At 65.3% G+C, this 26,420-nt stretch carries 17 protein-coding genes and 3 pseudogenes; 17 read left to right on the top strand and 3 right to left on the bottom strand.

The window, feature by feature from the left end:
• The first annotated feature begins 198 nt into the window (after nt 1–198).
• The 6 genes from recC (at nt 199) to yfiB (ending at nt 11,851) form a co-directional block, all read left to right on the top strand.
• Nucleotides 199–3,681 carry an exodeoxyribonuclease V subunit gamma gene (gene recC / locus AC2CGW_RS05835; RefSeq protein WP_484573673.1) on the top strand — a complete coding sequence of 1,161 codons (3,483 nt, stop codon included), beginning with the start codon at nt 199–201 and terminating at the stop codon, nt 3,679–3,681.
• Entirely contained in the window at nt 3,678–7,355 is a 3,678-nt protein-coding gene (recB, locus tag AC2CGW_RS05830) for an exodeoxyribonuclease V subunit beta (protein WP_288374935.1), read from the top strand. Before recC ends, recB begins: the two co-directional genes overlap by 4 nt.
• Entirely contained in the window at nt 7,352–9,427 is a 2,076-nt protein-coding gene (recD, locus tag AC2CGW_RS05825) for an exodeoxyribonuclease V subunit alpha (RefSeq protein WP_484573672.1), read from the top strand. Before recB ends, recD begins: the two co-directional genes overlap by 4 nt.
• A 76-nt stretch (nt 9,428–9,503) precedes the next feature.
• Complete coding sequence (gene yfiR, locus AC2CGW_RS05820; RefSeq protein ID WP_484573671.1) at nt 9,504–10,079, top strand: regulatory sequestration protein YfiR; 576 nt, start codon at nt 9,504–9,506, stop codon at nt 10,077–10,079.
• Nucleotides 10,076–11,320, top strand: coding sequence for a diguanylate cyclase DgcN/YfiN (gene dgcN / locus AC2CGW_RS05815; RefSeq protein WP_484573670.1), 1,245 nt, complete (start codon nt 10,076–10,078; stop codon nt 11,318–11,320). Before yfiR ends, dgcN begins: the two co-directional genes overlap by 4 nt.
• A gap of 30 nt (nt 11,321–11,350) precedes the next feature.
• Entirely contained in the window at nt 11,351–11,851 is a 501-nt protein-coding gene (gene yfiB, locus AC2CGW_RS05810; protein WP_288374933.1) for an outer membrane lipoprotein YfiB, read from the top strand.
• Nucleotides 11,852–11,929: 78 nt separating this feature from the next.
• On the opposite strand, the gene AC2CGW_RS05805 is transcribed toward yfiB, so the two are convergent.
• Entirely contained in the window at nt 11,930–12,880 is a 951-nt protein-coding gene (locus AC2CGW_RS05805; protein ID WP_484573669.1) for a LysR family transcriptional regulator, read from the bottom strand.
• 131 nt (nt 12,881–13,011) lie between these two features.
• Between AC2CGW_RS05805 and AC2CGW_RS05800 the strand changes: the two genes are divergently transcribed.
• Both AC2CGW_RS05800 and mmsB read left to right on the top strand, forming a co-directional pair.
• Entirely contained in the window at nt 13,012–14,535 is a 1,524-nt protein-coding gene (locus tag AC2CGW_RS05800) for a CoA-acylating methylmalonate-semialdehyde dehydrogenase (RefSeq protein WP_186670311.1), read from the top strand.
• Between the two features lie 10 nt (nt 14,536–14,545).
• Nucleotides 14,546–15,433 carry a 3-hydroxyisobutyrate dehydrogenase gene (mmsB, locus tag AC2CGW_RS05795; RefSeq protein WP_484573668.1) on the top strand — a complete coding sequence of 296 codons (888 nt, stop codon included), beginning with the start codon at nt 14,546–14,548 and terminating at the stop codon, nt 15,431–15,433.
• A gap of 103 nt (nt 15,434–15,536) precedes the next feature.
• Here mmsB and AC2CGW_RS05790 read toward each other — a convergent pair whose 3' ends face one another.
• Complete coding sequence (locus AC2CGW_RS05790) at nt 15,537–16,220, bottom strand: FadR/GntR family transcriptional regulator (protein ID WP_186710959.1); 684 nt, start codon at nt 16,218–16,220, stop codon at nt 15,537–15,539.
• A 341-nt stretch (nt 16,221–16,561) separates the two neighbouring features.
• Between AC2CGW_RS05790 and AC2CGW_RS05785 the strand changes: the two genes are divergently transcribed.
• Both AC2CGW_RS05785 and gudD read left to right on the top strand, forming a co-directional pair.
• Nucleotides 16,562–17,914, top strand: a complete 1,353-nt coding sequence (locus AC2CGW_RS05785; RefSeq protein ID WP_186670313.1) for an MFS transporter — start codon at nt 16,562–16,564, stop codon at nt 17,912–17,914.
• Between the two features lie 20 nt (nt 17,915–17,934).
• The gene (gene gudD / locus AC2CGW_RS05780) at nt 17,935–19,284 is read left to right on the top strand and encodes a glucarate dehydratase (RefSeq protein WP_484573667.1); all 1,350 of its coding nucleotides are present in this window, start codon (nt 17,935–17,937) and stop codon (nt 19,282–19,284) included.
• 75 nt (nt 19,285–19,359) lie between these two features.
• On the opposite strand, the pseudogene AC2CGW_RS05775 reads toward gudD, so the two are convergent.
• A pseudogene (locus tag AC2CGW_RS05775) lies at nt 19,360–19,503 on the bottom strand (ribosomal-protein-alanine acetyltransferase); the annotation flags it as partial.
• Between AC2CGW_RS05775 and AC2CGW_RS05770 the strand changes: the two are divergent.
• The 7 genes and pseudogenes from AC2CGW_RS05770 to AC2CGW_RS05740 form a co-directional block, all read left to right on the top strand.
• A pseudogene (locus tag AC2CGW_RS05770) lies at nt 19,494–19,622 on the top strand (magnesium transporter CorA family protein); the annotation flags it as partial. The pseudogenes AC2CGW_RS05775 and AC2CGW_RS05770 overlap by 10 nt on opposite strands.
• Nucleotides 19,619–19,795, top strand: a complete 177-nt coding sequence (locus tag AC2CGW_RS05765; RefSeq protein ID WP_484573666.1) for a hypothetical protein — start codon at nt 19,619–19,621, stop codon at nt 19,793–19,795. The pseudogene AC2CGW_RS05770 and the gene AC2CGW_RS05765, both read left to right, overlap by 4 nt.
• A 244-nt stretch (nt 19,796–20,039) precedes the next feature.
• The gene (locus AC2CGW_RS05760) at nt 20,040–21,431 is read left to right on the top strand and encodes an amino acid permease (RefSeq protein ID WP_484573665.1); all 1,392 of its coding nucleotides are present in this window, start codon (nt 20,040–20,042) and stop codon (nt 21,429–21,431) included.
• Between the two features lie 147 nt (nt 21,432–21,578).
• Nucleotides 21,579–22,268, top strand: a pseudogene (locus tag AC2CGW_RS05755) (PDDEXK nuclease domain-containing protein); the annotation flags it as partial.
• 209 nt (nt 22,269–22,477) lie between these two features.
• Nucleotides 22,478–23,827 (top strand): NAD(P)/FAD-dependent oxidoreductase, encoded by a 1,350-nt coding sequence (locus AC2CGW_RS05750; protein ID WP_484573664.1) that lies wholly within the window; start codon nt 22,478–22,480, stop codon nt 23,825–23,827.
• Between the two features lie 12 nt (nt 23,828–23,839).
• Nucleotides 23,840–25,270, top strand: coding sequence for a gamma-aminobutyraldehyde dehydrogenase (locus tag AC2CGW_RS05745; RefSeq protein WP_484573663.1), 1,431 nt, complete (start codon nt 23,840–23,842; stop codon nt 25,268–25,270).
• A 115-nt stretch (nt 25,271–25,385) separates the two neighbouring features.
• On the top strand, nt 25,386–26,414 hold the full coding sequence (locus tag AC2CGW_RS05740; protein ID WP_186670322.1) for an ABC transporter substrate-binding protein: 1,029 nt from the start codon (nt 25,386–25,388) through the stop codon (nt 26,412–26,414).
• Nucleotides 26,415–26,420 lie beyond the last annotated feature (6 nt).

Here is a 26,420-nt window from a genome sequence, read left to right as displayed (position 1 = left end):
GTGAGAGTAGGTCATCGTCAAGATTCATTTCGCAAAACCCCTATCTGCGTGAGCAGGTAGGGGTTTTGTCTTTCTGGCGTTCTGAAGCCAGGCCGGACCAGAGCGCTCCTGCACGTCGACACCGCGCACGCCACAGGACAAGCCTGCCTCTACAGGGTATGGTTCCGTCTGCGCACCCCGTCTTCCAGAGAGCACCCAATGGCCAACACCACGTCACTGCATCCAGGTTTCATGATCGTCCAGGGCAACCGCCTCGATGATTTGCGCAACCTGGTCGTGAGCGTGATGCGCAACTATCCCCTGGCGCCCCTGGAGAACGAAATCGCCCTGGTGCAGAGCAACGGTATCGCCCAATGGCTCAAGCTCGCACTGGCCGAAGACCCACAGGCCGATGATCAAGGCGGCTGTGGTATCGCTGCGGCCATCGACGTTCAGTTGCCTGGCACTTTCATGTGGCAGCTCTATCGCCTTGTGCTGGGTCGCGACGAGATTCCCGAGGTGTCGCTGCTCGACAAGGCACCGCTGACCTGGCGCCTGGTACGCCTGCTGCCCGCGCTGATCGAGCGACCGCACTTCGAGCCACTCAAGCGCTTCCTCACCGACGACACTGACCTGCGCAAGCGCTACCAGCTCGCCGAACGCCTGGCCGACCTGTTCGACCAATACCAGGTCTATCGCGCCGACTGGCTCAAGGATTGGGCCGCTGGCGAGCACGTGCTCAATACCGCCCGGGGCGAGCGCAAGCCCCTGGCGGATGGCAACCGCTGGCAGGCCGAGCTATGGCGTGCATTGCTCGACGATGTCGGTGCAGAAGGTATGGCGCAGAGCCGTGCCGGCGTCCATCAGCGTTTCATCGCGCGCATGGATACCCTTGAGCAAGCCCCCGCCGGCCTGCCGTCGCGGGTCATCGTCTTTGGCATCTCGTCGCTGCCCGCCCAGGCCCTTGAAGCCCTGGCCGGGCTGGCCCGCTTCAGCCAGGTATTGCTGTGCGTACACAACCCTTGCCGCCATCACTGGGGGGATATCGTCGCGGACAAAGACCTGCTCCGGCACCAGTACAAGCGCCAACAGCGCAAGCACGGCATGCCGCTGCAACTGGACGACGAGTCGATGCACCAGCACGCTCATCCGCTGCTGGCCGCCTGGGGGAAGCAAGGCCGTGACTACATCAACCTGCTCGATAGCTACGATGATCCAAACAGTTACCGTGGTGTCTTCAGCGACGGTCGCATCGACCTGTTCAGCGACGCCCAGCCCACCACCCTGCTCAATCAGTTGCAGGACGACATCCTCGAGCTGCGCCCCCTGGCCGAAACCCGCGAGGCCTGGCCTGCCATCGATGCCACCCGCGACCGTTCGGTCCGTTTCCACATCGCCCACAGCCCGCAGCGCGAAGTTGAAATCCTTCACGACCAGTTGCTTGCGCGCTTCAGCAGCGATCCGACCCTGCGTCCGCGCGATGTCATCGTCATGCTTCCGGCCATCGATGACTACGCCCCGCATATCCGCGCTGTCTTCGGCCAACTCGACCGCCATGATCCGCGCTACATCCCCTTCACCCTCACCGACCAGGGCCAGCGCGGCCGCGATCCATTGCTGATCGCCCTGGAGCATCTGCTCAAGCTCCCCGACAGCCGTTTCGCCGTGAGCGAGATCCTCGACCTGCTCGACGTCCCCGCCGTGCGCGCCCGCTTCGGGATCAAGGAGAGCGACCTGCCGACCCTGCACCGCTGGATCGAGGGCGCCGGCATCCGCTGGGGCCTGAGCGGTGAACAACGTGCCCGCCTCGGTTTGCCCGAAGGCCTGGAGCAGAACAGTTGGCGGTTCGGCCTGCGTCGGATGCTGCTGGGCTACGCCGTAGGTGTCGGTGAGGCCTGTGACGACATTGAGCCCTATGACGAGATCGGTGGCCTGGACGCGGCCCTTATCGGCCCGCTGGTGGCCCTGCTCGATGCTCTGGACGTGGCGTTCCAGACCCTCGCCGAGCCGGCCAGCCCCGTAGTGTGGGGCGCGCGCCTGCATGCGCTGCTGCAGGTGTTCTTCCTCGCCGAGGAGGAGCACGACGAGCTGCTGCTGGTGCAATTGCAGGACCTGCGTGACACCTGGCTGGAAACCTGCGAGACCGTCGGCCTGCACGATCCATTGCCGCTCACGGTCGTGCGCGAGGCTTGGCTGTCGGGGCTGGATCAGGGCAAGCTGTCCCAGCGTTTCCTGGCGGGCTCCGTGAACTTCTGCACCTTGATGCCCATGCGCGCGATCCCGTTCCGCGTGGTCTGCCTGCTGGGCATGAACGACGGTGATTACCCCCGCGCCCAGCCGCCGCTGGACTTCGACCTGATGGCCAGCGATTACCGTCCTGGCGATCGTTCGCGTCGCGAAGATGACCGCTACCTGCTGCTCGAGGCGCTGCTGTCTGCCCGTGACCAACTCTATGTGAGCTGGGTCGGGCGCAGTATCCGCGACAACAGCGAACGCCCCGCCTCGGTGCTGGTCGGCCAGTTGCGTGACCATCTAGCCGCCGGTTGGCAGCTGGCCGGAGCCCAGCAAGGCCAACGTGACGACCCGGGCCAGCAGTTGCTGCATGCCCTGACCCAGGAGCATCCCCTGCAACCCTTCAGCCAGCGCTACTTCCAGAAAGGCAGCGCGCTGTTCAGCTACGCCCACGAGTGGCAGGTCCTGCACCAGCCCGCCGAGCCACCCTCGGAGCTCGACCAGGCGCTACCGCCCTATGACAGCGATGAGCCGCTGAACCTGACGCAACTGCAGGATTTTCTCCGCCATCCGGTCCGGCATTTCTTCAGCCAACGCCTCAAGGTGTTCTTCGAAGCGCTGGAAGCGCCAACGCCGGATGAGGAGCCTTTCGTGCTCGATGCCCTGCAACGCTACAGCCTCAGCGAGCGCCTGCTGGGTGCTGCATTGGCCGCACCCGACGACGCCGAGCAGGCATTGCGTACCCAGGCCCGCCGCCTGCAGGCATGCGGGCTGCTGCCATTGGCGGGCTTCGGCGAGTCGCTGCAGGCGGAACTGATCCAGCCCTTGCCAGACCTGCTGCAGCGTCATCGCCAACTGCTGGAGCGCTGGCATACCGTGGTAGAAGGCGCGCTGCCGCTTCACTTCGAGCGCGGCCCGCATCGCCTGGAAGGTTGGCTGGGGCGCGTCTACCAGGATGATGAACAAAGCCTCCTGAGCATCACCACCGTGCCCAACAGCCTGGGGGCCGGGCGCAACAGCCTCAAATGGCATCGGCTGATCCCCGCGTGGGTCATGCACCTGGCGGCCTGCGCTGCCGGTTATCCACTGCACACCGCTTTGGTCGCCAGCGACCGCACCCTGCTGCTCGCGCCGATGCCCGAGGCGCAAGCGGGTGACCTGCTTGCCGATCTGCTGGTGGCGCGCCAGGGGGCGATGAATGCACCCCTGCCAGTGGCGCCCAAGACCGCCTTCGCCTGGCTGGCCCAGTCAGACCCGGACAAAGCCCAGGCTGCCGCCGAGCGCGCCTATGAAGGCGACGGCCAGAACAGCTTCGGCGAACGCAGCGAGAGCCTTGCACTGCTGCGTCAGTTCCGCGACTTCGCTGCGCTCACGGCTGACGAAACCTTCGAAGGCTGGTGCGAATCCCTCTACCGCCCCCTGTTTGCCGCCCCCTGGCAGACCCAAGGCAATCCGGAGACCGCCGCATGACCCAGGCCCGTCCCCTGGCCCTGAGCTTTCCCCTGCACGGCAGCCAGCTGATCGAAGCCAGTGCCGGCACCGGCAAGACCTTCACCATTTCGGCGCTCTACCTGCGCCTGATCCTCGGCCATGGCGGCGAGCAAGGCTTTGCCCGCGAACTGCTGCCGCCGCAGATTCTCGTGGTGACTTTCACCGATGCTGCGACCAAGGAACTGCGCGAGCGGATTCGCGCGCGTCTGGCCGAGGCTGCGCGTTTCTTCAGGGGCGAGCTGGACGACGCCGACCCCTTGCTGCACCTGCTGCGCGACGATTATCCACAGGAGCACTGGGCCCGTTGCGCCAGTCGCCTTGAGGTTGCAGTGCAGTGGATGGACGAGGCGGCGGTCTCGACCATTCACGGCTGGTGCCAGCGCATGCTGCGCGAGCATGCCTTCGACAGCGGCAGCCTGTTCACCCAGAGCCTGGAGACCGATCACAGCGAATTGCTCGGCCAGGTCATGCGCGATTACTGGCGGCGCTACTGCTACGGCATGCAGGGCGAAGCGCTGGCCTGGGTGCGCAGCCACTGGGTGAGCCCGGACGCGTTGCTGCCGCGGATCCGCCCGCTGTTCGGCCGTGTCAGCAGGGAAGACGACGGTGCCGATCCACAGGCGTTGATCGAATCCGCCCTGCAGCGGCGCCACGCGCAACTGCGCGAGCTCAAGGCCCCCTGGGCCCAGTGGGCCGACGAACTGCACGAAATCTGCCGTGCGGCAGTGGCCGCCAAGCAGGCCGATGGTCGCAAGTTGCAGGCACGCTTCTTCGAGCCTTGGTTCGACAAGCTGCGCGCCTGGGCAGGTGACGAGCAAGTCATGGAACTCGACCTGGGCACCGGCTTCACCCGCCTGACACCCTCAGGCATGGCCGAGGCCTGGAAAGTGGGCGAGCCACCGGACCACCCGGCATTGCACGCCATGGAGACACTCCGCGATGCGTTGCAGGCGCTGCCCGGCCCCGATTCGGCGGTGCTGGAACATGCTGCCGCGTGGGTCGCGGCGCGTTTCGAAGTGGAGAAACGCCGACGCGCCGAAATGGGCTTCGACGATATGCTGTTGCGCCTCGAACACGCGCTGCGCAGCGAGGCCGGCGAGCGTCTGGCCGGGCTGATCCGCGAGCAGTTCCCGGTGGCCTTGATCGACGAGTTCCAGGACACCGACCCGGTGCAGTACGGCATCTTCGAGCGCATCTACCGGATCGCCGAAAACCGCCCGGAAACCGGCCTGTTCATGATCGGCGACCCCAAGCAGGCGATCTACGCCTTCCGCGGCGCCGACATCTTCACCTACCTCGGTGCCCGCCGTGCCACGGCTGGGCGCCTGCACAGCCTGGACACCAACTACCGCTCCAGCCAGGCCATGGTCGAGGCGGTCAACCGCGTGTTCCTGCTGGCCGAGCAACGCCCCGAAGGCAAGGGGGCTTTCCTGTTCCGTGAGGCCCACGACAACCCGCTGCCGTTCGTCGAAGTTCATGCCAAGGGCCGCAGCGAGCGCCTGCTGATCGACGGCCAGCCCTGCGCGGCGCTGCATTGCTGGCAGTTGCACAGTGACGAGCCGGTTGCCAACACGCTGTATCGTCAGCAACTGGCCGCCAGCTGCGCCAGCCATATCGTTGCCATGCTCAACGGTGGTCAACGAGGTGTGACGGGGTTTGCCAACGCTCAGGGCGAGGTGCGCGGCTGCCTGCCTTCGGACATTGCCATCCTGGTGCGCGATGGCCGCGAGGCGCAGCTGGTCCGTGCCGAGCTGGCTGCCCGTGGGGTACGCAGTGTCTATCTGTCGGACAAGGACTCGGTCTTTGCCGCCCAGGAAGCGCACGATCTGCTGGCCTGGCTCAAAGCCTGCGCCGAGCCTGACGCCGAGCGCCTGCTCAAGGCCGCCCTGGCCAGCCTGACGCTGGACCTGCCGTTGCTCGAACTGGAGCGACTGAACCAGGACGAGCGGGTCTGGGAAGACTGGGTAATGCGTTTCCGTCTGTACCGCGACACCTGGCAGCGCCAGGGCGTGCTGCCCATGCTGCGCCGCTTGTTGCACGACTTCCAGTTGCCACGCACGTTGATTGCCCGTACCGATGGCGAACGTGTGCTGACCAATCTGCTGCACCTGGCCGAACTGCTGCAACAGGCGGCCGGCGAACTGGATGGCGAACAGGCCTTGATCCGTCACCTGGCCGAGCACCTGGCCAATGCCGGGCAGGCCGGTGAAGAGCAGATCCTGCGCCTGGAGAGCGATGAGCAACTGGTCAAGGTCGTGACCATCCACAAATCCAAGGGCCTGGAGTACCCGCTGGTCTATCTGCCGTTCATCTGCACCAGCAAACCGGTGGATGGCCAGCGCCTGCCATTGGCCTGGCACGGCGATGATGGCCAGGTGCTGCTGACGCTCACGCCCACCGACGAGCAGATCGCCTTGGCGGACGATGAGCGTCTGGCCGAAGACCTGCGCCTGCTCTACGTCGCCCTGACCCGCGCCCAGCATGCCTGCTGGCTGGGGGTTGCCGACCTCAAGCGCGGCAGCCAGAAAACCTCGCAACTGCACCGCTCGGGCCTGGGTTACCTGCTGGGCGGCGGCGTCCCGCTGGCGGCTTCCGTGCAGTTGGCCGACTGGCTGCAGGCGCTGTGTGCCGAGGGGGCGCCCATTGCCTGCGTGCCTGTGCCCGACGCCGATGAACAGTGCTATCTCGCCCCGCAGGACAGCGCCGAACGCCTGCCTGCACGCAAGCCGCGCCGCGCAGCGGCGGAGCAGTGGTGGATCGCCTCCTACAGCGCCTTGCGGGTCGGCGACCAGAACCTCGGTGCCGACAGCTCCCAGGCCCAGCAATTGCTCGACGACGAGAACGTCGATGCACAGCGCCTGCGTGAAGTCCCTGCGGAAAACGGCGATATCCACCGTTTCCCTCGCGGACCGAACCCCGGCACCTTCCTTCACGGCCTGCTCGAGTGGGCTGGGCGTGAAGGTTTTGCCGAAGTGGCCGGCCAGCCCGCGTTGATCGAACGAACGGTCGGCCAACGCTGCAACCGTCGCGACTGGACCGGCTGGATCCCGACCCTGGCGCCCTGGCTGCAGCAGTTGCTGACGCAGGCCATGCCGCTGTCGCCGGACGGCCCGGTCCTGACCCTGGCGCAGCTCCAGCAATATCAGATCGAGATGGAGTTCTGGTTCGCCAGCCATCAGGTCGACGTGCTGCGCCTCGATCAGCTCGTTGTCCGCCACACCCACGGTGGCGCCGCGCGACCGGCAGCGCTGGCGACCCAACTCAATGGCATGTTCAAGGGCTTCATCGACCTGGCGTTCGAGCTGGACGGGCGCTACTACGTGGCCGACTACAAGTCCAACTGGCTCGGCCCCGACGGCAGCGCCTACAGTGCACTGGCCATGGAGCAGGCGATCCTCGACCATCGCTACGACCTGCAGTACGTGCTCTACCTGCTGGCCCTGCATCGCCAGTTGCGCGCGCGGCTGCCCGACTACGACTACGACCGCCATGTGGGCGGTGCCTTGTTCATCTTCCTGCGCGGTATTGGCAGCGTCGGCCATGGCCTGTATTTCGCCCGACCGCCCCGTGAGCTGATCGAGCAGCTCGATGCGTTGTTTCGCGGCGCCTGTGCGCCCGAACAGCAGGACCTGTTTGCCGGAGCCGCACCATGAGCCGTACCCTCGATGACCTGCTGCCGACACCGCTGCAGGCCGAGCACCTGGCGGCCCTTGCGCCGTTGAACGACAGCCATGACCTGCTGGCCCTGCTCGACCGTTGGGTCGAGCGCGGCTGGTTGCGTGCGCTGGACCGGGCATTCGTCAGCTTCCTCGAGGAACGCGAGGCCGGCAGCGATCCCCTGCTGTTGCTGGCGGCGGCGCTGGCCAGTCACCAGTTGGGGCATGGGCATGTCTGTCTCGACCTTGAGCAGACTCTCGCCGAGCCCGATTTCGCCTTGTCGCTGCCGCCAGAGGGCGATGCGCTGGCGGGGCCGTTGCTGTTGCCGTCGCAGTTGCTCGCCACGCTCGAACCGAGCACCTGGCGTCAGCGCATCGCGGCCAGTCGGCTGGTGGCCTCGGGCGATGCCCAGGGCCAGGACGCGCGGCCGCTGGTACTCAGCGGCCAGCGTCTGTACCTGCGCCGGTACTGGAGCTATGAGCGGCGTATCGACCGGTCGCTGCAGCAACGCATCCTGGCAGACGAGTCGATTCCCGCCGACCTGCCCGCGCGCCTGGCACAGTTGTTCGAGGATGGCGCCCCGGCAGACCAGGTCGACTGGCAGAAGCTCGCCTGTGCCCTGGCAACGCGTGCCGCGTTCAGCATCATCACCGGTGGCCCTGGCACCGGCAAGACCACCACGGTCGTACGCTTGCTGGCCTTGCTGCAGGGGCCGGCAGTGGAGCAGGGCAGGCCCTTGCGCATCCGCCTGGCCGCACCCACCGGCAAGGCCGCTGCGCGCCTGACCGAATCCATTGGTCAGCAGGTCGAGCGTTTGCGTGTCCGTGCCGATGTGCGTGCCCAGATTCCGACCGAAGTGAGCACCGTACACCGCTTGCTGGGCAGTCGCCCCGGTTCGCGGCATTTTCGGCATCACGCCGGTAACCCGCTGCCGCTGGACGTGCTGGTGGTCGATGAAGCCTCGATGATCGACCTGGAAATGATGGCCAATCTGCTTGACGCCTTGCCAGCGCAGGCACGCCTGGTGCTGTTGGGCGACAAGGACCAGTTGGCCTCGGTGGAGGCTGGTGCGGTGCTCGGCGACCTGTGCCGGTATGCCGAAGAGGGGCGTTACACGCCCGCCACTCAGGCCTGGCTCGAGCAGGTGGGTGGCCAGTCGCTGCAGGGCAGCGGTCTGCAGCCAGGTGATGCGCACCAGCATGCGCTGGCCCAGCAGGTGGTGATGTTGCGTTATTCCCGGCGTTTCGGCGAAGGCAGTGGTATCGGCCAGTTGGCGCGCCTGGTCAACCTGCAGCAGGCCCGCCAGGCGCGGGATCTGCTGAGCATGCCGCCTGAGGATGTGTTCGGCCTGTCCCTGCGCGGCGAGCATGACCGCGCTTTCGATCGCTTGCTGCTGGATGGCCTTGGGCGTGGTGAAGACGGCCCGCAGGGCTATCGCCACTATCTGCGTAGTATCGGTCGTCACCGGCCGGCGCCAGGCACGCCTGGCGATGACCCCGCGTGGGAGCAGTGGGCTGCCCTGGTGCTGAACAGCTTCGAAGGTTTCCAGCTGCTGTGCGCGGTGCGCAAAGGGCCCTGGGGGGTGCAAGGGCTGAACGAGCGTGTGGCGCGTGTGTTGCACAACGCCGGGTTGATCGACACCCGTCAACCCTGGTACGAGGGACGACCGGTGCTGGTCACCCGCAATGACTACGGCCTCGGCCTGATGAACGGTGATATCGGCATCGCCCTGCGCCTGCCCGACGAGCATGGCGAGCCACTGCTGAGGGTCGCCTTCCCGCGCAATGACGGCTCGGGCGGGGTGCGCTTCGTGTTGCCCAGTCGGCTCAATGAGGTGGAAACGGTGTTCGCCATGACTGTACACAAGTCCCAGGGCTCGGAGTTCAGTCATACCGCGCTGGTGTTGCCTGATGCGCTCAATCCCGTGCTGACCAAGGAGCTGGTGTACACCGGCATTACCCGCGCCAAGCAATGCTTCAGCCTGGTGGAACCACGGGCGGGGGTCTTCGAGGCGGCTGTCGAGCGCAAGGTGCGTCGGATTTCTGGCCTCATGCTCGATCAAGCGTGATGTTCGTCAATACCTTGGCACTGCGGCCTTATGCTATCGTGCGGGTTATCTGAATCTAATTTGAGAGATTTCCCACATGACAGTGGTTGTCTCGCCCAGGGGGCGAGTGACGGGCTGCGTGCTTTCGGTAGTGATTGCCGCCTTGTCGCTGTTCGCCGTACCTGCCCGGGCGGACCTCCCTGCCACTGCAACCCAGGTGCAGCAACGCGCCAAGGCGGTAACCCAGGTCGTGCTGGGGATCTTCAGCTATGCCCGCTGGCCTGCTGACCCTTCGCCGCTGCGCTTGTGCCTGGTCGGCCCCACAGAATATGCCGACGACCTGATCAAGGGCACTGTGCAGAATGCCGGCCAGCCCCTGCAGGTGCGTCGCCTGCTGGCCGACGATGCACGCGTTTCCGGCGCCTGCGACGCGGTGTACATCGGCAAGCTCGACGCTGGCCAGCGTGATCGCCTGTTCCAGGCCCTGGTCGGGCATCCGGTCCTGAGCATCAGCGAGGCCGATGACCCGTGCACCGTCGGCAGCCTGTTCTGCCTGCACGTCGATGACGAACAGGTCAGCTTCGATGTGAACCTCGACTCGGTGGCGCGCAGTGGCGTGCGCATCCACCCCAGCGTGCTGCAATTGTCGCGGCGCAGGGCGGCGCAACCATGAAACTCACCGGCAGCCGCAGTAAGCGGCCGACCTTGCGGTCAGTGCTGGGGCGCGGGCACTTGGGTGTCGCGCTGATCGCCGTCGGACTCGTGGGCGTGTCCCTGACCGTGCTCGGCGTGGCAGCGTTGCGCGTCTATGCCCATCACAACCTGCACCTGATCGCCCGTTCGATCAGCTACACCGTGGAAGCGGCGGTGGTGTTCGACGACAGCGGGGCGGCCAGTGAAGCCCTGGCGGTGATCGCCGCCACTGAAGAGGTGGCAGACGCCAAGGTCTTCGACAGCCAGGGTGAGATGCTGGCGCACTGGCAACGCGATGACACAGGCTTGCTGGCACCCCTGGAGCGCCAGGTGGCCAAGGCCTTGCTGGGCGAGGCCATTCACCTGCCGATCGTCCGTCAGCAGCGCACGGTCGGGCACATCGAGCTGCTTGGCCAGGGCGGCAGCCTGCTGCGCTTCCTGCTCAGCGGCCTGGCGGGAATCCTCTTTTGCAGCTTGCTCAGCGCCGCAGTCGCCATCCACCTGTCGCGCCGGCTGTTCGGCGATATCGTCCGTCCCCTGCGGGGCCTGGCCAGCGTGGCCCATGCGGCGCGACGAGAGCGCAGCTTCGACCGGCGCGTGCCCGAGACGCCGATTGCCGAGCTCAATGAGCTGGGCAACGACTTCAACGCCCTGCTCGACGAGCTGGAGGTCTGGCAGAGCCACTTGCAGAGCGAGAACGAGACCCTCGCGCACCAGGCCAGCCATGACAGCCTCACCGGCCTGCCCAATCGCGCCTTCTTCGAAGGGCGCCTCAACCGTTGCCTGCGCAACGCCGCCCGGCAGCAGGACCACCTGGCGCTGCTGTTCCTCGACAGTGACCACTTCAAGAAGATCAACGACAGCCTCGGCCATGCCGTTGGCGACGAGGTGCTGATCAATATCGCCAGCCGCGTGCGTGCGCAGTTGCGCGAGCACGACCTGGTGGCGCGCCTTGGCGGTGACGAGTTCGCCGTGCTGCTGACCCCTCTGCATTCACGCGAGGATGCCCAGCGCATCGCCGAGAAGATCGTTGCCAGCATGAGGCTGCCGATCCTGCTGGACGATGGCCAGCGCGTCAGCACCTCGTTGAGTGTCGGCATCGCCTATTACCCGGACGATGGCCAGGATTCGGCCAGTCTGCTCAATGCCGCCGATGCGGCGATGTACCAGGCCAAGCGCAATCGGCGCGGCCATTGGCAAGTGGCCCAGACGGAACGCTGAGCCACGGATTTGAACAACAGGAGCTGAACCGTGAAACACCCCTTTTCCCGACTGCGTTTTCCCTTGCTGGCCTTGCTGCTGGCAGTGTTGGCCTTGACCGGCTGCCAGACCGTGCCACCCAGTGGGCTGAGCCCTGAACAGATTGCCGTGCTCAAGCGCGAAGGGTTCACCCCCAGCGACGAGGGCTGGGCGTTCGACCTGTCGGGCAAGGTGCTGTTCGGCAGCGACCTGGACGGGCTCAACGGCCAGAGCCAGGCGATTGTCGAGCGGATCGGCAAGGCGTTGCTGTCGGTGGATATCCAGCATGTGCGCGTCGATGGCCATGCCGATGCCTCGGGCAAGGTGGCCTATAACCAGCAGCTTTCCGAGCGCCGAGCCCAGAGTGTGGCCCAGGCGCTGATCAGCGTCGGCATGCAGCCGCGCAACATTCAGACGCGCGGCTTGGGCAGCACCCAGCCGGTGGCGGACAACCGCACCAGTGCCGGGCGCACCGAGAATCGGCGGGTGTCGATCGTGGTGGCGTCGAACTGAGGAATGGGAGCAATGGCACCGGCCCCCTGTGGGAGCGGGCTCGTCCCGCGATCACCGGCGCAGCCGGTGCCATCCGCCTCAATCCTGCGCAAATACCATCTCCCGCGTCTGCCCCATCAACAGCGGCGCATTCGCCTCGGTCACATCGCGGATGTAATCCCACAGCAAAGTGATCCGCTTCAACTTGCGCAAATCCTCCCGGCAGTACATCCAGAACTGCCGCGTCACCTCCACCTCCTCCGGTAGCACGGTCACCAGTCGTTCGTCCTGCGCCGCCAGGAAACACGGCAGGATCGCCAGCCCGCGTCCCTGCAGGGCAGCGGTGTATTGGGCGATCACGCTGGTGCTGCGCAGGTGTGCGCTGGCGTTGGGGATCAGGTTGGCCAGGTACAGCAGCTCGGAACTGAACGCCAGGTCGTCCACGTAGCTGATGAACGGATGGCGCACCAGGTCGGCGACCTTGCGGATCGGTTCGTGGTGGTCGAGGTACTCGCGGGTCGCACAGAGGCGCAGGCGGTAGTCGCACAGCTTGCAGCACACGTAGGGCCCATGCTCGGGGCGCTCCAGGGCGATGACAATGTCGGCTTCACGCTTGGACAGGCTGATGAAGTGCGGCAGCGGCAGAATGTCCACCGAGATCGCCGGCCAGGTGTCTACGAAGCGGCTCAACTGAGGGGTGATGAAGAAGCTGCCGAAGCCCTCGGTGCACCCCATGCGTACGTGCCCGGACAGCGCAACGCCCGAGCCCGACACCTGCTCGCAGGCCATGTGCAGGGTGCTTTCGATCGACTCGGCATAGCCCAGCAGACGCTGGCCTTCGGCGGTGAGCACGAAACCGTTGGTTCGCGATTTCTCGAACAGCAAGGTGCCCATCGCCCCTTCCAGCGAGCTGATGCGCCGCGACACCGTGGTGTAGTCCACGGCCAGGCGTTTGGCTGCACTGCTGGCCTTGCGGGTGCGCGCTACCTCAAGAAAGAACTTGAGGTCGTCCCAGTTCAGCGCGCTGAGGGAGGTCAGGTCTTTTTGCATGTTGATCCGGTTTTTTTGTGCATTCTTGTTGGATGTTTGCACATCTATACTCGAACTCAGCCCCTGCACGCCACCCCGTTCGCTGCGGCGTAGGCGTCTTCGTTCCGACAATAATTCCAAGGAGAGCGCAGATGAACGCACCCCACACGCCCCACACTCAGGTCGAGCAGGTCAAGCTGCTGATCGACGGCCAATGGGTCGAGTCCAAGACCACCGAATGGCGCGACATCGTCAACCCGGCCACCCAGCAGGTGCTGGCGCGTGTTCCTTTCGCCACCCCCGAGGAAGTCGCCGCGGCGGTCGCGGCTGGCGAACGAGCCTTCAAGACCTGGCGTGACACGCCGATCGGTGCGCGCATGCGCATCATGCTCAAGCTGCAGGCGTTGATCCGCGAACACAGCAAGCGCATCGCCGCGACCCTGAGCGCCGAGCAAGGCAAGACCCTGGCCGACGCAGAAGGCGATATTTTCCGTGGTCTGGAAGTGGTCGAGCATGCCGCGTCCATCGGCACCCTGCAGATGGGCGAGTTCGCCGAGAACGTCGCCGGTGGCGTCGACACCTACACCCTGCGCCAGCCCATCGGCGTGTGCGCCGGCATCACCCCGTTCAACTTCCCGGCGATGATCCCGCTGTGGATGTTCCCGATGGCCATCGTCTGCGGCAACACCTTCGTGCTCAAACCCTCCGAGCAGGATCCGCTGTCGACCATGATGCTGGTCGAGCTGGCGCTCGAAGCTGGCGTGCCGGCCGGTGTGCTCAACGTGGTGCATGGCGGCAAGCAGGTGGTCGATGCGCTCTGCACCCACCCGGACATCAAGGCGATCTCCTTCGTCGGCTCCACCGAAGTGGGCACCCATGTCTACAACCTGGGCAGCCAGCACGGCAAGCGCGTGCAGTCGATGATGGGCGCCAAGAACCACGCCGTGGTGCTGCCCGACGCCAACCGCACCCAGACCATCAACGCCCTGGTCGGCGCGGCCTTCGGTGCGGCCGGCCAGCGCTGCATGGCCACGTCGGTGGCGGTGCTGGTGGGCAAGGCGCGTGAATGGCTGCCGGATATCAAGGCGGCGGCGAGCAAGCTCAAGGTCAATGCCGGCAGCGAGCCGGGCACCGATGTCGGGCCGGTGGTTTCCAAGCGCGCCAAGGAGCGTGTGCTGGGGCTGATCGAGAGCGGCATCAAGGAAGGCGCCACGCTCGAGCTGGACGGCCGCGACGTGAAGGTGCCGGGGTACGAGCAGGGCAACTTCGTCGGCCCGACCCTGTTCTCCGGGGTGAAGACCGACATGCAGATCTACACCCAGGAAATCTTCGGCCCGGTACTGGTCACCCTCGAGGTCGATACCCTCGACGAGGCCATCGCCCTGGTCAACGCCAACCCGTTCGGCAATGGCACCGGCCTGTTCACCCAGAGCGGCGCGGCAGCGCGCAAGTTCCAGAGCGAAATCGACATCGGCCAGGTCGGCATCAACATTCCGATTCCGGTGCCGGTGCCGTTCTTCAGCTTCACCGGTTCGCGTGGCTCCAAGCTCGGCGACCTCGGCCCATACGGCAAGCAGGTGGTGCAGTTCTACACTCAGACCAAGACCGTCACCGCCCGCTGGTTCGATGACGACAGCGTCAATGACGGTGTGAACACCACCATCAGCCTGCGCTAAGGAGACTGCCATGCGCATTGCATTCATCGGTCTGGGCAACATGGGCGCGCCCATGGCCCGTAACCTGATCAAGGCCGGGCATCAGCTCAACCTGTTCGACCTGAACAAGACCGTGCTGGCCGAGCTCGCCGAACTGGGCGGGCAGATCAGCACCTCGCCCAAGGATGCCGCCGCCAACAGCGAGCTGGTGATCACCATGCTGCCGGCCGCTGCCCATGTGCGCGGCGTGTACCTGAACGAGGACGGCGTGCTCGCCGGCATTCGCCCCGGCACACCGGCGGTGGACTGCAGCACCATCGATCCGCAGACCGCCCGCGACGTGTCCAAGGCCGCGGCGGCCAAAGGCATCGACCTGGGTGATGCGCCGGTGTCCGGTGGCACCGGCGGCGCGGCGGCCGGCACCCTGACCTTCATGGTCGGTGCCAGCCCCGAACTGTTCGCCACGCTCAAACCGGTGCTCGAGCAGATGGGGCGCAACATCGTGCACTGCGGTGAAGTCGGCACCGGACAGATCGCCAAGATCTGCAACAACCTGCTGTTGGGCATCTCGATGATCGGCGTGTCCGAGGCGATGGCCCTGGGCAATGCACTGGGGATCGACACCCAGGTGCTGGCCGGCATCATCAACAGCTCGACGGGCCGTTGCTGGAGTTCGGATACCTACAACCCCTGGCCGGGCGTGATCGAGACCGCCCCCGCATCGCGCGGTTACACCGGTGGTTTCGGTGCGGAGCTGATGCTCAAGGACCTGGGCCTGGCGACCGAGGCCGCGCGCCAGGCGCACCAGCCGGTGATCCTCGGTGCTGTGGCGCAGCAGTTGTACCAGGCCATGAGTTTGCGGGGCGATGGCGGCAAGGATTTCTCGGCGATCGTCGAGGGGTATCGCAAGAAGGATTGATACGCGAGTGGGCTTGATCGCGGGCCGGATGGCCTTTCCCCTGTTACTGCGCACCAGGGGGAGGGCGCCGGTTCCGCGATTTTTTTTGCCCGCTGCACGCCGGTCAGTCGGGTAGCAGGCGATCGCGGCTGTTGGAGAGGTGCAGGCAGATCGCCGCCCTGGCCGCTTCCGGGTCCTGTCGGCGGATGGCGTTGAGAATCGCCTCGTGCTCCAGGTTGGCCAGATAAGCATGCCCCGCCAGGTTGGCCCCGGCGCGCTCGGCCTGGGCCATGCGCTTGCGCGGGATCAGGCCGTCCCCCAGTTGCGCCATCATCTCGCTGAAATACAGGTTGCCGGTGGCCTCGGCGATCAGCAGGTGGAAGCGTCGGTCGGCTTCGATGCAGCTGTCACCGGCGGCGGCCAGGTCCTGGTAGTCGTCCAGCGCCTGGCGCATCTGCGCCAGTTGCCGGTCATTTCGGCGCAGGGCCGCCAGCGCGGCGGCCTGGCCCTCCAGGCCGATGCGCAGCTCCAGCAGGTCGCGCACGCTGGCCGCGTTCTCGGGGCCTACGCGTAGGCCGGAACGGGCCTGGCGTTCGATGACGAACGTACCGATCCCGTGACGGGCCTGTACCAGACCCGCAGCCTGTAGCTTCGACAGCGCTTCGCGGACCACGGTACGGCTGACGCCATACTCGCGCACCAAGGTGTTTTCTGAGGGCAGCTTGTCGCCCGGCTTGAAGGTGCCCAGCAGCAATTGCTGGGTGAGGCTCGAGACCAGGTCGTGGGCACGGCTATGGGGGCGGGTCATGGCGTGGGCTCGAAGTAGTACCTGTGAGAGCGGCGGTTCGCCGCTGCGACGTGTTCCGCGAAAGGACTCGGCTGAACGCCCTCACATTACTTGTATGACAAGTTATCCACAAAGATTTTTTTCATCCTGATATTCCCCCTCCCATTGCCTTGGGTAGTGGACCTGATAAAAGCATTTCGCCGATTTTTACCTAGTTAACCGCTTGTATTTTGCTTTTTTCGCTCAATTTTCAACTTGTCGTACAACCCCGCCGGGAATATGCTCATTTCCACCTGGATGTCAGACAACTGCCTCGCCTGCCACCAGCACCCTCAATAAAAACAATGACTGGGAGATATCCCGTGAACGACACCCCCCCTGCGTCTGCCTTGCCCGGCGGCGATGCGCTGGCCAGCGCCGTAGCCAAGGTCAAGCGCCATGTCCTGCCGCTGTTCGTCATCATGTTCGTGGTCAACTACCTGGACCGCGTCAATATCGGCTTCGTCCGTCCGCACCTGGAAAGTGACCTGGGCATCAGCGCCGCCGCCTATGGATTTGGCGCCGGCCTGTTCTTCATCGGCTATGCGTTGTTCGAGGTGCCGTCGAACATGCTGCTGCAAAAGGTCGGCGCACGTCTTTGGCTGACCCGCATCATGTTCACCTGGGGCCTGGTCGCCACCGCCATGGCCTTCGTGCAGAACGAGACCCAGTTCTACGTGCTGCGTTTTCTGCTCGGGGTCGCCGAAGCCGGCTTCTTCCCCGGAGTGATCTACTACTTCACCCGCTGGCTGCCCGGTGCCGAACGTGGCAAGGCGATCGCCATCTTCCTCAGCGGCTCGGCCCTGGCCTCGCTGATCTCAGGTCCGTTGGCCGGTGCGCTGATGCAGATCCAGGGCATGGGCCTGCACGGCTGGCAATGGATGCTGTTCATCGAGGGCATGGCCTCGGTGATCCTGTGCTTCTTCGTGTTCTTCTGGCTCGACTCCCGCCCGCAGGATGCCAAGTGGCTGAGCCCGGCCGAGCAGCATGCGCTGGTCGAGGCCATCGACCGCGAGCAGCGCGAGCGCGAGGCGGGCGGGGTGATCAAGACCTCGGCCTGGCGCCTGCTCAAGGACCGCCAGATCCTGCTGTTCTGCCTGATCTACTTCTGCATCCAGCTGACCATCTACGCCGCGACCTTCTGGCTGCCGAGCATCATCAAGCGCATGGGCGAGCTGAGCGACCTGCAGGTCGGCTTCTTCAACTCGATCCCCTGGCTGATCTCGATCCTGGCGATGTACGCCTTCGCCGCCGGGGCCGCACGTTGGAGATTCCAGCAGGCCTGGGTCGCCGCCGCACTGGTGGTGGCCGCCATCGGCATGTTCATGTCGACCACGGGCGGGCCGGTGTTCGCCTTCGTTTCGGTGTGCTTCGCCGCCATCGGCTTCAAGGCGGCGTCGTCGCTGTTCTGGCCGATCCCCCAGGGGTATCTGGATGCGCGCATCGCTGCGGCGGTGATCGCACTGATCAACTCGGTGGGCAACCTTGGCGGCTTCGTCGCGCCCACCACCTTCGGCCTGCTCGAGCAGCAGACCGGCTCGATCCAGGGCGGGCTGTATGGCCTGGCGGTGACCTCGGTGCTGGCCGCCATCGCCGTGTTCTTCGTCCGTACCCGCGCCAAGGGTGCTCCTTCCCCTGAACTCAAGGCCCCATCGGCCCTGGGCCAATCCCATTGAACGCCTGCCCGACAAGGACAATGACCATGCAGACGACGCCTCACTCCTCGACCCCGGTCGTCACCGACCTGCGCGTGATCCCGGTGGCCGGCCACGACAGCATGCTGCTCAACCTGAGCGGCGCCCACGGCCCGTTCTTCACCCGCAACATCGTGGTATTGCGCGACAGCGCCGGCAACACCGGCCTGGGCGAGGTGCCTGGCGGCGAGAACATCCGCCAGACCCTCGAAGACAGCCGCAGCCTGGTGGTCGGCCAGCCAATCGGCTATTACCAGCGCGTGCTCAATGCCATGCGCCAGACCTTCGCCAGCCGCGATGCCGGCGGGCGCGGGCTGCAGACCTTCGACCTGCGCATTACCGTGCACGCGGTGACCGCCATCGAGTCGGCCCTGCTCGACCTGCTCGGCCAGCACCTGAACGTGCCGATGGCCGCGCTGCTGGGTGAAGGCCAGCAGCGCGAGTCGGTGAAGATGCTCGGCTACCTGTTCTACATCGGCGACCGCACCCGCACCGACCTGGCCTACCGCAACGAAGCCGATGCAGATGACGACTGGCTGCGCTTGCGCCATGAGCCGGCCCTGACGCCCGAGGCGGTGGTGCGCCTGGCCGAGGCCGCCAAGGCCCGCTACGGATTCAACGACTTCAAGCTCAAGGGCGGCGTGCTGCGTGGCGAAGAGGAGATGGACGCTGTCACTGCGCTGGCCGAGCGTTTCCCCGAGGCGCGCATCACCCTCGACCCCAACGGTGCCTGGTCGCTGAAGGAGGCCATTGCCCTGTGCCGCGACAAGCACGATGTGCTGGCCTACGCCGAGGATCCGTGCGGTGCGGAGAATGGTTATTCCGGGCGTGAAGTGATGGCTGAGTTCCGCCGCGCCACCGGCCTGCCCACCGCCACCAACATGATCGCCACCGACTGGCGGCAGATGGGCCACGCGATCCAGTTGCAGTCGGTGGACATCCCGTTGGCCGATCCGCATTTCTGGACCTTGCAGGGCTCGGTGCGGGTGGCGCAGATGTGCCATGACTGGGGCCTGACCTGGGGCTCGCATTCCAACAACCACTTCGACATCTCGCTGGCCATGTTCACCCAGGCGGCAGCCGCCGCGCCGGGTGAGATCACCGCCATCGACACCCACTGGATCTGGCAGGACGGCCAGCGCCTGACGCGTGAGCCGCTGCGCATCGTAGACGGCCATGTACGGGTGCCGACGCGGCCGGGGCTGGGGGTAGAGCTCGATGAGGACCAGTTGATGAGAGCCCATGAGTGCTACCGCAACATGGGCCTGGGCGCTCGGGATGACAGCGTGGCGATGCAGTTCCTGGTGCCGGGTTGGACCTTCGACAACAAACGGCCTTGCCTGGTGCGTTGACAGAGAAGGCCCTGTCGCCGGGCAAGCCGGATCGCGATAGGGCCTGCGCAGCCAGTAAAAAGCTTTATGCGCGCTTTACCCCCGCGCAAACACCACCACCGCCGCCCGCACCTTGCGCCCACCGAACAGGCTCATGCGCTGGCAGTCCAGCGCCAACCGGTGGCGGCCGTGGTCGGTGTCCGGATCGTGCAAATAGACGAAGTCGGCATTCGATGGTGTTCCTGCCGCCGAACCTGATCGCCAGCATTGGCGGGATGTCCGAGTTCAGCATGATGACTGCCGGGGTGGGGGCAGGAATGGTACTGGGGCTCAAGCGCATGGCGCGGAGGATGGCATGAGCAATCTGCAGACAGGGCTGTACGTGGTGTCGGTGATCGTGATCTTCGCGGTGGTGAACTACCACTGGGATCACCGTCGCGACCAGCAGCAACTGTCTTGCTCAACCTCCAAAGGTCCAGCCCAATCCCTGTGGGAGCGGGCTTGCCCGCGAAAAGCCCTTCGCGGTGAATAGCACCGATTTGACCCGCCTTCGCAAGACCCGGTGTCGTGATCGAACACCTTCATGGCGCGCTGGAACAATTTGCCCCGCACCCGCACTGTTTGAATGAAGCCGACCTCGACGCCGCCGCTCGCCAACCCGTGAACAACGTCAATAAAATCACCTGAGCCGCGTGCAACTCATTGTCCAGAAAGGAGATAGTTTTCGCCTACGCCTGCCCGTCCTTCCTTGTGTCAGCAAAAAGAGAACAAGATCAATGAACACCGTGGGAACTGATGGCAACCTTGCACAAGGTTTCAAGCCACGTCATGTAACGATGCTGTCCATCGCCGGCATCATCGGTGCAGGACTTTTCGTCGGCTCCGGACACGCCATCGCGGCTGCCGGTCCCGCCACCATCCTCTCCTATTTCGTCGCCGGCACGTTGGTCGTGCTGGTCATGCGCATGCTCGGCGAAATGGCCGTCGCCCATCCCGACACCGGCTCGTTTTCCACCTACGCCGACCAGGCCATCGGCCGTTGGGCCGGCTATACCATCGGCTGGCTGTACTGGTGGTTCTGGGTGCTGGTCATTCCCATCGAGGCGCTGGCCGCAGGCCATGTGCTCAATGCCTGGTTCCCGCAGGTCGACAGTTGGATCTTCGCCCTCGCATCGGTACTGCTGCTGGCCTGCACCAACCTGTTCAGCGTGGCCAAGTACGGCGAGTTCGAGTTCTGGTTCGCGATCCTGAAAGTCACCGCGATCCTGGGCTTCATCGGCCTCGGTTTTGCCGCGCTGATGGGCTGGCTGCCCAACCGCGAAGTCAGCGGCCTGAGCATACTGATGAGCGAGCACGGCGGTTTCGCGCCCAAAGGCTGGTCGGCGGTGATCGGCGCCTTCATCACCGTGATGTTCAGCTTCATCGGCACGGAAGCGGTGACCATTGCCGCCTCCGAATCCAGCGATCCGGCGCGCAACATCGCCAAGGCCACCCGCTCGGTGATCTGGCGGATCAGCACCTTCTACATCCTGTCGATCTTCGTGATCATCTCCGTGGTGCCGTGGAACGATCCGCAGCTTGCGGTGGTGGGCTCCTACCAGCGTGCGCTGGAGATCATGAACATCCCCAATGCCGCGTTCATGGTCGACCTGGTGGTGCTGATCGCCGTGACCAGTTGCATGAACTCGTCGATCTACATCGCCTCGCGGATGATGTTCTCGCTGGCCAAGCGCGGCGACGCGCCCGCCATGCTCAAGCGCACCTCGAAGGTCGGCGTGCCGCGTGCTGCAGTGTTCGGCAGCACGCTGATCGGGGCTGCCATCGCCATCCTCAACTACTTCGCGCCCAAGGGCGTGTTCGAGTTCCTGCTCGCCAGCTCCGGTGCCATCGCCCTGCTGGTGTACCTGGTGATCGCCATCTCGCAGTTGCGCATGCGCCGGCGCCTGGAGCGCGAGAGCACGGAACTGAAGTTCCGCATGTGGCTGTTCCCCTGGCTGACCTGGGGAGTGATCGTGTTCATCAGCTGCGCGCTGGCGGTGATGATGTATACCGAGGAGCACCGTGCAGAGGTCAGTGCAACACTGAGCCTGGCGATCGTGATCTCCTTCCTCGGCATCGTCACCACGCGCGGGCATGGCCGCAAGGTGGTGGTGCGGTCGATGGGGTAGCAGGGCGGATGTTACGGGTCATGACGAGGGGCGCCTGGACTAGGCGCCCTTCTGTCATGGGCCACAGCATCCTAGGAGCGGTCCGACATTTCCGGCGCGTTCCCTTGGATAGGCTTCCTGGCTTCGAACAATGCCAGGAGCCCTTCGATGAAAGACCACCCGCAACATGACAATGCAACCGCCTCTGCGCCTTCCAGGGATGAGCGCTTCGATGAGGTCGTGACCCTCATCCACTCGGCACGGCAACGCTGCATGCAGGCCGTCAACACACAGCTCATCGAGCTGTACTGGCAGGTCGGTGCCTACATCAGCCGCAAGATCGAGAATGCCGAGTGGGGCGACGCCGTGGTCAGCCAGTTGGCCGGACACCTGGCGCGCACGCAGCCAGGGTTGCGTGGGTTCACGCGCCGTAACCTCTTCCGTATGCGCCAGTTCTACGAGACCTATCGCCATGAGGAGAAAGTGTCAGCACTGCTGACACAATTGCCCTGGACCCAGAACCTGACGATTCTCAGCCAAAGCAGGCGCCCCGAAGAACGTGAGTTCTACCTGCGCATGGCAATTCAGGAGAAGTGGTCGAGTCGCGAACTGGAGCGCCAGATGAAAGCCGCGCTGTTCGAGCGCAGCGTTGCCGACCCGCTCAAGGCCTCGGCCTCCCTTGCCCAGGCCCACCCGCAAGCCCTGTCGGTGTTCCGTGACGCCTACATGCTGGATTTCCTCGACCTTCCCCAAGCACCTGCCGAAGCCGATTTGCACAAGGGCCTGCTCCAGCGCTTGAAGGACTTTCTCGTGGAGCTTGGCCGCGACTTCTGCTTCGTCGGCTCCTCAATACCTGTCTAAAAGCCAGCCCAACTGTTGTAGGAGCGGGCTTGCCCGCGAACACGGGCGTAGCCCGTGCCAGGCGGCGCGGTGTCTTTTTCGCGGGCAAGCCCGCTCCTACAGCTATCACCACTCGTCAAATAATCAATTGACGGATATCAAAATCACTATTAGCTTAACCATTAAATCGAACAATAAATATCGCACAGCGATACGTGAGGCTTGAATTGTACGATCCATTGGTTGATGCGAACCCAGGCCGGGCCCAGCCCCATGCGCCGTCCTATTGGGCCGATACCGCAGGTTCGCCGGTCGCCGACGATGGCCCGGTACGCGGCAACGAAGACGTCGAAGTGGCGATCATCGGTGCCGGCTACACCGGCCTCAGTTGCGCGCTGCACCTGGCCCGCGAGCACGGGGTGCGAGCGGTGGTGCTGGAGGCGAACCAGACCGCCTGGGGTTGCAGCGGACGCAATGGCAGCTTCGCGCGCATTTCCGGTGGCCGCGTGCCGCTGGCTACGCTGATCGAGCGCTACGGCGCCGACACCGCGCGCCAGTACTTCAACGAGATGCGCCAGGCGCTGGACACCACCCGTGGCCTGATCCGCGACGGCAACATCGACTGCGACGCGCAGCCCGATGGCGTGTACAAGGTCGCCAGCAAGGCCATTCACGTCGAGTCGCTCAAGCGCGAAATGGGCCTGTACAACGACCTGCTCGACTACCCGGCCCACTTCGTCGAAGCCGCCGACCTGCAGTCGGTGCACGCCGGTGCCGAGTCGTTCGGTGCACTGCACATGCCCGACGGCTTCAGCATGCATCCGCTGAAACTGGCCTGGGGCGTACAGCGCATGGCCCGCGAGGCTGGCGCGCGGGTGCACACCGGCTCGCCGGTCACCGCCTGGACCAGCAGCGCGCAGGGCCATCGCCTGGTCACCCCAGGCGGGGTGATCACCGCGCGCAAGGTGGTGGTCGCCACCAACGGCTACACCTCGCGCCAACTGCACCCGGCACTGACCGGGCGGATCCTGCCGGTGCACTCGCAGATCATCGTCACCCGGCCGATGAGCGCCGCCGAGAAGCAGGCCAGCCTGCCGGGTGCCGACTGCATGTTCGATACCCGCAACCTGCTGTTCTATTACCGCCGCCTGCCAGACGACCGCATCCTCTTCGGCGGTCGCAGCGCAGTGAACGGCCGCGACGCGGAAAACCCGCTGCACCGCGAGCGCCTGCTGGCGGCGCTGTGTCGCAAGTTCCCGGCGCTGCAGGGCATCGACGTGGATTACAACTGGGGCGGCTGGGTCGCGGTGACCAACAACTCGCTGCCGCACTGCTACCCGATCCAGGGCGTGGCCAATGCCTACACCGGCGGCGGTTATGCCGGCAGTGGCGTGTCGTTCTCGCTGCAGACCGGCAAGCGCCTGGCGCAGATGGCCTGCGGCGAAGCCCGGCCAACGCCGGTGCCGTTCCTGCACCAGGCGCCCAAGCCGTTCCCGTTCCAATCCTTCCTGCGTGTCGGCCAGCGCATGGCCTACGCCTGGTATCGCTTCAAGGACGCCGAGCGCGCGTCCGTCTAACTGGAGAGCGTCATGATCTATAGCGAGTACCTTATCGACGGTGAGCTGGTGCGCGGGCAGGGCGACGAGTCGCCGATCCTGGCGCCAGCCGACGAGCGTGTGCTGCATGTGCTGGCCGATGCCTCGCCTGCCCAGCTGGATGCCGCCGTCGATGCCGCCGAGCGTGCCTTCACCGGTTGGGCGCGCACGCCACCGCGTCAGCGCGGCTACCTGCTGCTCAAGCTGGCCGAGCGCATTGAGGCCGACGCCCAGGCGCTCGGCACCCTGGAAAGCCAGAACTGCGGCAAGCCGCTGCAAAAGGCGATTGGCCACGAAGTGCCGGCGGTCGCCGATGTGTTCCGCTTCTTCGCCGGGGCTGCGCGTTGCCTGCCGGGCAGCGCCGCTGGTGAATACGTCGCCGGCAGCACCAGCATGATCCGTCGCGACCCGCTCGGCGTGGTCGGGCTGATCGCGCCGTGGAACTACCCATTGCTGATGGCAGCCTGGAAGCTGGCCCCGGCCCTGGCCGCCGGCAACACCGTAGTGTTCAAGCCGTCCGAGCTGACGCCACTGAGCGCCCTGTACCTGGCGCGGCTGTGCGCCGAGATCTTCCCGCGCGGGGTGGTCAACATTCTTTCCGGGCGCGGTGCCACCCTCGGCGCGCAGCTCAGCGCCCATCCCAAGGTGCGCATGGTCTCGGTCACCGGCGACATCGCCACCGGCCAGGCCGTGGTCCGCGCCGCCGCCGGCAACCTCAAGCGTACCCACCTGGAGCTGGGCGGCAAGGCGCCGGTACTGGTGTTCGCCGATGCCGACATCCCGGCAGCCGTGCGCATGATGCGTACCGGCGGCTACTACAACGCCGGGCAGGACTGCACCGCGGCCTGCCGTGTGTATGTCGCCGAATCGGTGCGCGAGCAGTTCCTCGAACAACTGGTCGCTGAGATCTCGACGCTGCGTACCGGTCACCCGGAAGATCCGGCCAGCGACTTCGGCCCGCTGATCAGCCGTCGCCAGCAGGAGCGCGTGCAGGGCTTCGTCGACCGTGCTGCGGCGCTGGCGCATAGCGAAGTACTGGTTGGCGGCAAGGTTCCCGACGGCCCGGGTTTCTTCTTCCAGCCGACCGTCATCGCCGGCGTGCGCCAGGACGACGAGATCGTGCAGAAGGAAGTGTTCGGGCCGGTGGTGTCGGTCACCGCCTTCGACGATGAGGAGCAGGTGCTGGCCTGGGCCAACGAAAGCGAATACGGCCTGTCGGCCTCGGTGTGGACGCGCGATGTGAAGAAGGCCATGCGTACCGCCAGCCAGCTGCAGTACGGTTGTGTCTGGGTCAACCAGCACATGACACTGGCCACCGAGATGCCCCATGGCGGGCTGCGCCAGTCGGGCTACGGCAAGGACTTGAGCCTGTACGGCCTGGAGGATTACACCAGCGTGCGGCACATCATGATCGACATCGGCTGAGGCCGGGTCACTACACAACAACACAAGAACACAACAACAAGTAGGGATGACTGCAGGACTGGATGTCCATGACGTTTCGCCAACTGTCTAACTACAACAAATGCAGGGGTTGAACATGAAACGATTCGAATGGCGTGCAGGCACCGTGGCGGTATTGCTGGGGCTGTGCACCTGGCAGGCCCACGCGGCCGAAAGCGTGACCTTCGCCGGCTGGGGTGGCGCCTTGCAGGACGCCGAACGCAAGGCCTACCTGGAACCTGCGGCGAAGAACCTGGGTATCGCCGTCAAGGAAGACAACATGGACGGCCTGGCGGCGGTACGCGCCCAGGTGATGTCCGGCAAGCCCAAGTGGGATGTGGTTGAGCTGGCCTCAAACGACTGCATGGTGGCCGAGAAGGAAGGCCTGACCGAGCCGCTGGACTTCTCGGTGATCAAGACCGAGGGCGTCGATCCCAGGTTCTACGGCAAGAACTGGATCGCCAGCCACGCCTACTCGACGGTCCTGGCCTGGAGCACCGAAGGCGGTGCCGCCAAGGCCCAGACCTGGAAGGACTTCTTCGACCCGTCCGTGAAGGGGCCGCGCGCCCTGTACCGCAACCCGTTCACCACGCTCGAAGTGGCACTGCTGGCCGACGGCGTGGCGCCCAAGGATCTCTACCCGCTGGACGTCGAGCGCGCCTTCAAGGTGCTCGAGCGGATCAAGCCGCAGGTGGTCAACTGGTGGAGCAGCGGCACCGACTCGGCGCAGTTGCTGCGCAGCCACGAGGTGGACTTCCTGGCCATCTGGGCCTCGCGCGTCGAGGACCTGAAGAAGGCCGGTCAGCCGGTGGACTACACCTATGACAAGGCGCTGCTCGACTATGACTGCGTGGTGGTGCCCAAGGGTGCCCCGAACAAGGCCCAGGCCATGAAGCTGATCGCGCAGATCATGTCGCCGCAAAGCCAGGCCATGCTTGCCACGCTGATCCCCAACCCGCCGGTCAACAGCAAGGCCTTCGACACCGGCATCATCCCGGCGGACCTGGCGAGCAAGCTGCCGACAGCACCCGCGAACGTCGACAAGGTGGCCTTCTTCGACCCGGCCTGGTGGCAAGGTCGCCAGGCCGAACTCCAGCAACGTTTCGACCTGTTCATCCAGAACTGATCGACC

Source organism: Pseudomonas sp. SYWMCR5, from assembly GCF_057197165.1.
Note: the sequence above shows the minus strand (reverse complement) of the source record. Positions and strands in the feature narration are given on the sequence as shown.